A 6,942-nucleotide genomic window follows, 5' to 3' on the forward strand; every position below is an offset into this window, starting at 1 on the left:
CTGGGCGCCGCACGTCGGCGTCGTCACTTACCTGCAACGGCAGCTCGCGCGATTTCCACTGTTCGTCCCAGCCCTGCGGCCGTGAAGGTGATAACCAGCCTGCCGCGCCGGTCGTCGTCGCCGCCGGCGCGAGCCTCGGCAACCTCGTGCGGACTGAAGTCGACCGCCGCGGCGCGATACTCGTCGAGGACGCCGCGCAGCGCAGGGTACCAGCCGACGACACCGACCTCGATTCGTCCGTCGCGCTCGCCCTTGAGCCACATCCCGGCAAACAGATGCGGGTCGGGCGCACGGCGCGGAAGATTAAGCCCGCCTTCCTCGTACGGCGGCTGGCGCTTCGGCGGGACCATAACCCATCCCGCCGGCAGCGGGGCTGCTTTCAGCGCGTCTGCCGGAGTTAGGGCGGATAGGTCGCCTCCGGAACGCATCAACGCCTCGGTTCCAAGCACCAGTGCGGCGAAGCGCGCGCGGCTGGCGCGCGTCTCCATCTCGAGCGCCGTTGAGTTCTTCCATGGCGCCAGCTCTGCCGGGGACATCCGGTAAAGCGTGATGCCGCCGGCGCGCACTGGCATCACCCCAAGTGTGGCCAGCAGCGGGCGCCATACGTCTTCCTCGCGGTCGTCGACGAGGACTGCGCTCACCTGATGGGCGCCCATGAATGCGCGGAGCTGCTCACCGGCCGCCGGCAGTGCCACACTATCGACGCGGAGGAAGGCTCGGACGGCAGGCCAGCGGCGAAAGCCGATAGGTGGCATCGTCGCGTAGCCGTCCGCCAGACGGAAGTACCAGTCGCTCTGAAGTTGCCAGAAAGTGCCGTTACCGTTGTAGCTATATGGAAGTATGGCAATTATCTCGCTCTGAAAGAGAAATTTTCTGTACAGTGCGTCGCGGAAAAATGCGGGCACGTTGGTGGCTGTATTCCAGAACGATGCCGACAAGTTTGGTAGCACGGAAAGCATTATGACTACACCGAAGAGGATCCGTAGCATGCGCCGTGTTCTGCTGTTGCTTAACCATTTAGCTGCCATGATGGCCAGCGCGAGAAACGAGTACAGCATAAAACGCGCCGGCAAAGCCTTGTCGATCACTGGAATGGATGCCAAAAGCACTCCCGAGAGCAATGGGAAATACACATGCCCCGCAACAAGCAAAAAGGGACCTAACGAAAGAAGCACGGCCGCAAGGAAGAAGAGAACCAACCCGCGTGCCCAGCGTTCTTGCCAATTGCTGCGAGCAAAGGAGATCACAACAAGGATCAAAGGAAGCCCAATGTAGCCGCCGGTCTCGGATATGTCGCCGAGGAACTTTCTGTTTATCGCCCCGGGCATCGACAGTCGCCCAGGCTCCATCGTAGGCGTTGGGATAATCAGGTTGAGCAAATCTATCGAGAACGGCAGCGACGGGTGCAAGGGGCCCGCTTCGTAGCCCAACGAGATCATCCCGTATAGATATGGGCTTACAAGTACGGCCGTGATGGCATAACTGAGCATGATCGCAGGTAGAATGCTCGCGGTGCGTTCTTTCTGCGCAGAGGAGCCAAACATCAGCATTGTCGTCAGACCAATGCCCGCGAATAAGGTCATCGTTGCGAACACTTCAACAAAGATGAGGAACTGCGCAGCCAGCAGCAGCACGAGACCGGCAACGAACCTAGAGCGCGAGATTTCCATCCGGGCGCCGCGAATCACAAGCAATGCGAACAACGGAACAATAAACACTGCGATCAGAAAAAGATGCCCGGAAGTGTGGCCAAGCATGTACGCAGAGAAGCCGAATACATAGCCTCCAACTAACGACGGCCAGTATTCACCGGTTAGGTAGCGGCAAAGAATGAATGCACACCAGGAGCAGATCGTAACGGCGAGCAGACATAAAGCATTGTAGACTGGTACAGGTCCGAACACGCCGACAATCGGAAAGACAGCGAAGCTGAGAAGCGGCATTCCCGTGGCCCATGTGAGGTTGACTCCCCGCGGCGCCCATACAGCATACGTATAAAAGGGATTGAGCCCGTGACGGAGCGCGTGCGGCCACCACGCCATCAGCCACATCTGCAGCTGCGGGTCGACGCCTTTGCCGATGTAGGCGGTTGAGAACCGCCCGACAACGCCGCGGCCGAAAAACAGGAACGCGAGCGCGAAGTAGATTGCAAAGGCGGACAGCCCGCGCCAGTCGAAGGCGTAACGCTGACGTTTAGTGCGGGCTGGAACTGCTCCTGGTCGTTCGCTCGGCGGCAGGTCCGGCGCCGGTGAAATCGAGCGCTGACCTATCAGACTATCGTCGGATATCGGCGTCACCCGCCCCGTCCGCCTCCGCGTGTCGCCATGCGACGACTTCCTGACCGCCGGTCGGGCGCGCCGGTGGAGCCGTCTTCCGGGTTCGTCCGGCCTCCGGAGCCTGGGCTAGCTTTGCGCGACTGCGGCGCCCTCGGCTTGAGTCGGAGCCAGAGCGTCGGCCGCTTCGAGCAGGCATCGCTCGGTACTGGGCCAATCGATGCAAGGGTCGGTTATCGAGACGCCGTACTTGAGCGCGGAGCGGTCGGCGAGCAGGGGTTGGTTGCCGGCATTGATGTTACTCTCGAGCATCACGCCCATGATCGCCCGGCTGCCCGCGCGGATCTGGTCGCACAGCGCGGCGAGCACCGCGGGCTGTTTGCGGTAGTCCTTGTTGGTTTGCGCGTGCGAACAATCCACCATCACGCGCGGCTCCAGCCCCGCCTTGACCAGCATCCGCCCGCACTCCTCGATGCTGGCCGCGTCGTAGTTGGGCGTGCGTCCGCCGCGCAGCACCACGTGGGTATCCGGGTTGCCGCTGGTGCGTACGATCGCGGTGACTCCGTCCTGGGTGATGCCGAGGAAGGAGTGGGGGCGGCGCGCCGATTCGATCGCGTTGACCGCGACCTGCAGGTTGCCCTCGGTGCTGTTCTTGAACCCGACCGGCATCGACAGCCCGCTCGCCATCTCGCGATGGGTCTGCGATTCGGTGGTGCGCGCGCCGATCGCCGCCCACGAGACGAGGTCAGCGATGTACTGCGGCGTTATCGGGTCGAGCATCTCGGTGCCCGCGGGTAATCCGAGCCCGTTAATCTCGAGCAGCAGGCGGCGCGCACGGACCAGCCCTTCGCGCATGTCGCATGAATCGTCCATGTGAGGGTCGTTGATCATCCCCTTCCATCCGACCGTGGTGCGCGGTTTCTCGAAGTACACCCGCATCAGGATGACCATCCGGTCAATCAGGCGCGCGCGCAGGCGCGCCAGGCGCTGCGCGTAGTCAAGCGCGGCGACGGGGTCATGGATCGAGCAGGGGCCGACGACACAGAGCAGGCGGCGGTCCTCGCCGCGCAGGATGCGCCGGATGGTCTGGCGGGCCTCGACCACCGTGTCGGCGATCGCCTCAGTGACCGGCAACTCTTGCTTGAGTACCCGTGGCGCGACTAACGCCTGGGTGGAAACGACGTGGAGATCCTGAATCTTACGCATCGGACGACGCTATATCTTTAGCCGAAAGGGCGGTTGATAATAAAGTCGCTTCCGGCGCCACGATGACCCACGAACAGATCAAGCAGCCATTCGAGGCCGCGGCCGCCGGGCAGCCCACCCCTCCGCAGCCTGCGGGGGCCGCCTCGGAGGGGGCGACGACTGACGCCGCGCGCCCGCGCGAGGCGGCGGCGCTGTGGCGCGCACTGGCGGGTATGGTGCTCTCGCTGGCGCTCGCCTGCGTGATCGTGGCCTTCGAATTTTCCACCCAGGCGACCCATCGCGCCAATCGGCTCCGCACGCGGCTCAAGGCGCTTACGCTGAAGGTCCACAAGCTGGAGGCGCAGATCGGCGCTCAACGCGCGCGATTGGCCGCCGCGCGACGCGAGCTTGGTGCCGCGGAAACCCTGCGCGCGGTCCTGCTCGCGCCGGACGCCGCGACGATCCGGCTGATACCGGCGCATGGCGCGGATGACGTTTCGGCCGGCGCCGCTGCGGCGCCGGCGCCGGCCGCGACGGACGCGGCCGAAGGCGGCGAGGCCTCCCCGGCGCGGCTTGCGGAAGCGCCGCCGGCAAGCGGCGCTCCCGCGGCCGCCACCGATGCGCCGCATGGCGGCGCCGGGCGCGGCGTCCAACGGGCTGCCGGCGCGCCGCACCCACGCGCGCTGCTCGCCTTCAGCCTGAAAGAGGGGCGCGCGGTGCTCCAGGTCGTTGGCCTGCAACGCCCGGCGCGTGACGGGACACTCGTGCTGTGGTGGCGGGGCGCACGCGGCGCGCTTAGGCGGGCGGGCGAGTTTCGCACGGCCGCCGACGGCGGCGCGATGGTCGCGCTTAAGCTGCCGCGCAATTTCAGCCCGACCGGGGCGACGATCACCGCGGAAGGCGCGCAGGCTGGCGGCGCGTCGCCGCAGGCTGACGTGCTGTTGCGCGGTGCGCTCGGGCATAATCGATGAGCGGAGCGCCCGGGCCCGGCGCGAAGCGAGGCGTGGCGCTCTCCGCGCCGGCGCCGATCGCCCCCCGCGATGGCTATCAGCGCGACTTCTGGCTGGTGTTCGCGGCTTCTGCCGCCCTCAGCCTTGCCACTAATCTGTTCGTATTTTTCCCGGTCTTCATAGTGCGGCTGGGCGGTGGTGCGGCGATTATCGGCGCGCTTGCGGGCGTGGGCTCGCTCGCCGCGCTCGGCGTGCGGCCCGGCGTCGGCGCGCTCATCGATTGGCGCGGGCGACGCTGGACCGCGCTGTGGTCAGTGCTGCTCGAGGCCGTGGCGATAGCGCTCTACGTCCCGGTGCATGCGCTGGGCTGGCCGATCTATGCCGTGCGCCTGCTGCATGGGGCGGTGGACGGAACCGCGCGCGTCGCGCTGTTCGCGATGGTCTTCGATATTCTGCCGCAGGGGCGGCGCGGCGAGGGGATGGCGCTCTTCAGCCTGTGCGGGATCGGGCCGGCGGCGTTTGGCCCACTGGTGGGCGAGGCGCTGATGAAGCGGTTCGGCTTTGCGCTGTTCTTCTACGCCGCAAGCGCATTATGTCTGGGCGCGGCGGCCGCGATCGCGATGCTTAACGACGACCGGCCCTTCGGCGTTGCGCAGCAGTGCGAGGGCGGCGAGCGGACCGGCTATCGAGCGCTGCTGCTCGATCCCGATCTGCTTCCGCTATGGCTGGTGGCGTTCACCTTTTCGATCGCGATCTCGCCGCGCAACAACTTCGTCGCGCCCTTCGCGTATCAGCGCGGAATCGCGCACGTCGGATGGTACTTTGCGGTGTACAGCGCGATCGCGGTGGCGGTACGACTGTTGGGCGGGCGGCTGATGGACCGCGTCGGCGTCGAACGTATCGTGCCGCCCTCGCTCGGACTGCTCGCGTTCGGAATCGCGTTGCTCGCGCTCACGGGTCGCGGTGGCGCGCTGCTCGGCGCCGCCGTGCTCGGCGGGCTCGGCCACGCCTACACGTATCCAGCGCTTAGCGCGCTGGTTATCGCGCACACGCCCCCGGCGGCTTTCGGGCGCAGCTCGACGATCTACACGTCGCTGTTCGACTTCGCCGCGATGGTGGCTCCGTACCTGCTCGGGCTGGTCGCGACACGCTGGGGCTACGGTCCGATGTTCGTGGTGGCGGGGCTGGCGGGAGCGCTCGGCGCGGCGTATTGTATGGCCGCGGTGAGGACGCGCTGAAGGTGCGTCAGCGCGGCTCGAAGTCGGGTTGTTGAGGAAATCTTCCGACCAAGGCTCGGCGCGATTGACTTGCGCCGGGACGCGCGGTAACCTTCACGTTTGCCCCTAAAGGGCGCCGGTCTTTGAAAACTGAATAGTAGTGCATGCCTTTAATCGGGCGGCGGGGATCGGAAAATCCAAGCCCGTCCGGTTTCTTTGAATTTGCGGTCGGTCCATCCCGCTGCGACGCCTTAGCCGCGTCGCCGCATCTGGGATGACACACTGAGCTTTTATGGAGAGTTTGATCCTGGCTCAGAACGAACGCTGGCGGCGTGCCTGAGACATGCAAGTCGTGGGAGAAAGTCGGGGCAACTCGGCGAGTAAACCGGCGCACGGTGAGTAACACGTGGATAACCTGCCTCGGAGATCGGGATAACCCGTCGAAAGACGGGCTAATACCGGATAAGACCACGGACAGTTCGCTGTCCGGGGTAAAAGGTGGCCTCTGCTCCTGCAAGCTATCACTTCGAGAGGGGTCCGCGGCCTATCAGCTAGTTGGTGGGGTAATGGCCTACCAAGGCGAAGACGGGTAGCTGGTCTGAGAGGATGGTCAGCCACACTGGGACTGAGACACGGCTCAGAGTCCTACGGGATGCAGCAGTCAGGAATATTGCGCAATGGAGGAAACTCTGACGCAGCGACGCCGCGTGGGTGATGAAGGCCTTCGGGTCGTAAAGCCCTGTCGGAGGGAAAGAAAAGCGCGCTGGCTAATATCCAGCGGGCCTTTGACGGTACCCTCAAAGGAAGCACCGGCTAACTCCGTGCCAGCAGCCGCGGTAAGACGGAGGGTGCAAGCGTTGTTCGGATTGACTGGGCGTAAAGGGCGTGTAGGCGGTCGGTCAAGTCTGATGTGAAAGCCCGAGGCTCAGCTTCGGAAGTGCATCGGAAACTAGCCGGCTAGAGCGCGATAGAGGAGGGTGGAATTCCTGGTGTAGCGGTGAAATGCGTAGATATCAGGAGGAACACCGGCGGCGAAGGCGGCCCTCTGGATCGTTGCTGACGCTGAGACGCGAAAGCGTGGGGAGCAAACAGGATTAGATACCCTGGTAGTCCACGCTGTAAACTATGGGTACTAGGTGTTCGGGGTATTGACCCCCTGAGTGCCGCAGCTAACGCATTAAGTACCCCGCCTGGGGACTACGGCCGCAAGGTTAAAACTCAAAGGAATTGACGGGGGCCCGCACAAGCGGTGGAGCATGCTGTTCAATTCGACGCAACGCGAAGAACCTTACCTGGGCTAGACAACGGCGGACAGCC

General features: G+C 64.6%; 4 protein-coding genes and 1 rRNA gene. 3 read left to right on the forward strand and 2 right to left on the reverse strand.

The window, feature by feature from the left end:
* Positions 1 to 23: 23 nt before the first annotated feature.
* Positions 24 to 2,297, reverse strand: coding sequence for a hypothetical protein (locus VFB33_04950; GenBank protein ID HZO81021.1), 2,274 nt, complete (start codon positions 2,295 to 2,297; stop codon positions 24 to 26).
* A gap of 105 nt (positions 2,298 to 2,402) precedes the next feature.
* Positions 2,403 to 3,479: a 3-deoxy-7-phosphoheptulonate synthase gene (locus tag VFB33_04955; GenBank protein ID HZO81022.1), complete on the reverse strand. Its 1,077-nt coding sequence runs from the start codon at positions 3,477 to 3,479 to the stop codon at positions 2,403 to 2,405.
* Between the two features lie 62 nt (positions 3,480 to 3,541).
* Between VFB33_04955 and VFB33_04960 the strand changes: the two genes are divergently transcribed.
* The 3 genes from VFB33_04960 to VFB33_04970 all read left to right on the forward strand — a co-directional run.
* Entirely contained in the window at positions 3,542 to 4,429 is an 888-nt protein-coding gene (locus tag VFB33_04960; protein ID HZO81023.1) for a hypothetical protein, read from the forward strand.
* 32 nt (positions 4,430 to 4,461) lie between these two features.
* Positions 4,462 to 5,646, forward strand: coding sequence for an MFS transporter (locus VFB33_04965; GenBank protein HZO81024.1), 1,185 nt, complete (start codon positions 4,462 to 4,464; stop codon positions 5,644 to 5,646).
* 268 nt (positions 5,647 to 5,914) lie between these two features.
* A 16S ribosomal RNA gene (locus VFB33_04970) occupies positions 5,915 to 6,942 on the forward strand; the annotation flags it as partial.

This window comes from Candidatus Binataceae bacterium, assembly GCA_035650475.1.
In the GTDB taxonomy this organism is placed as follows: Bacteria; Desulfobacterota; Binatia; order Binatales; family Binataceae; genus JAKAVN01.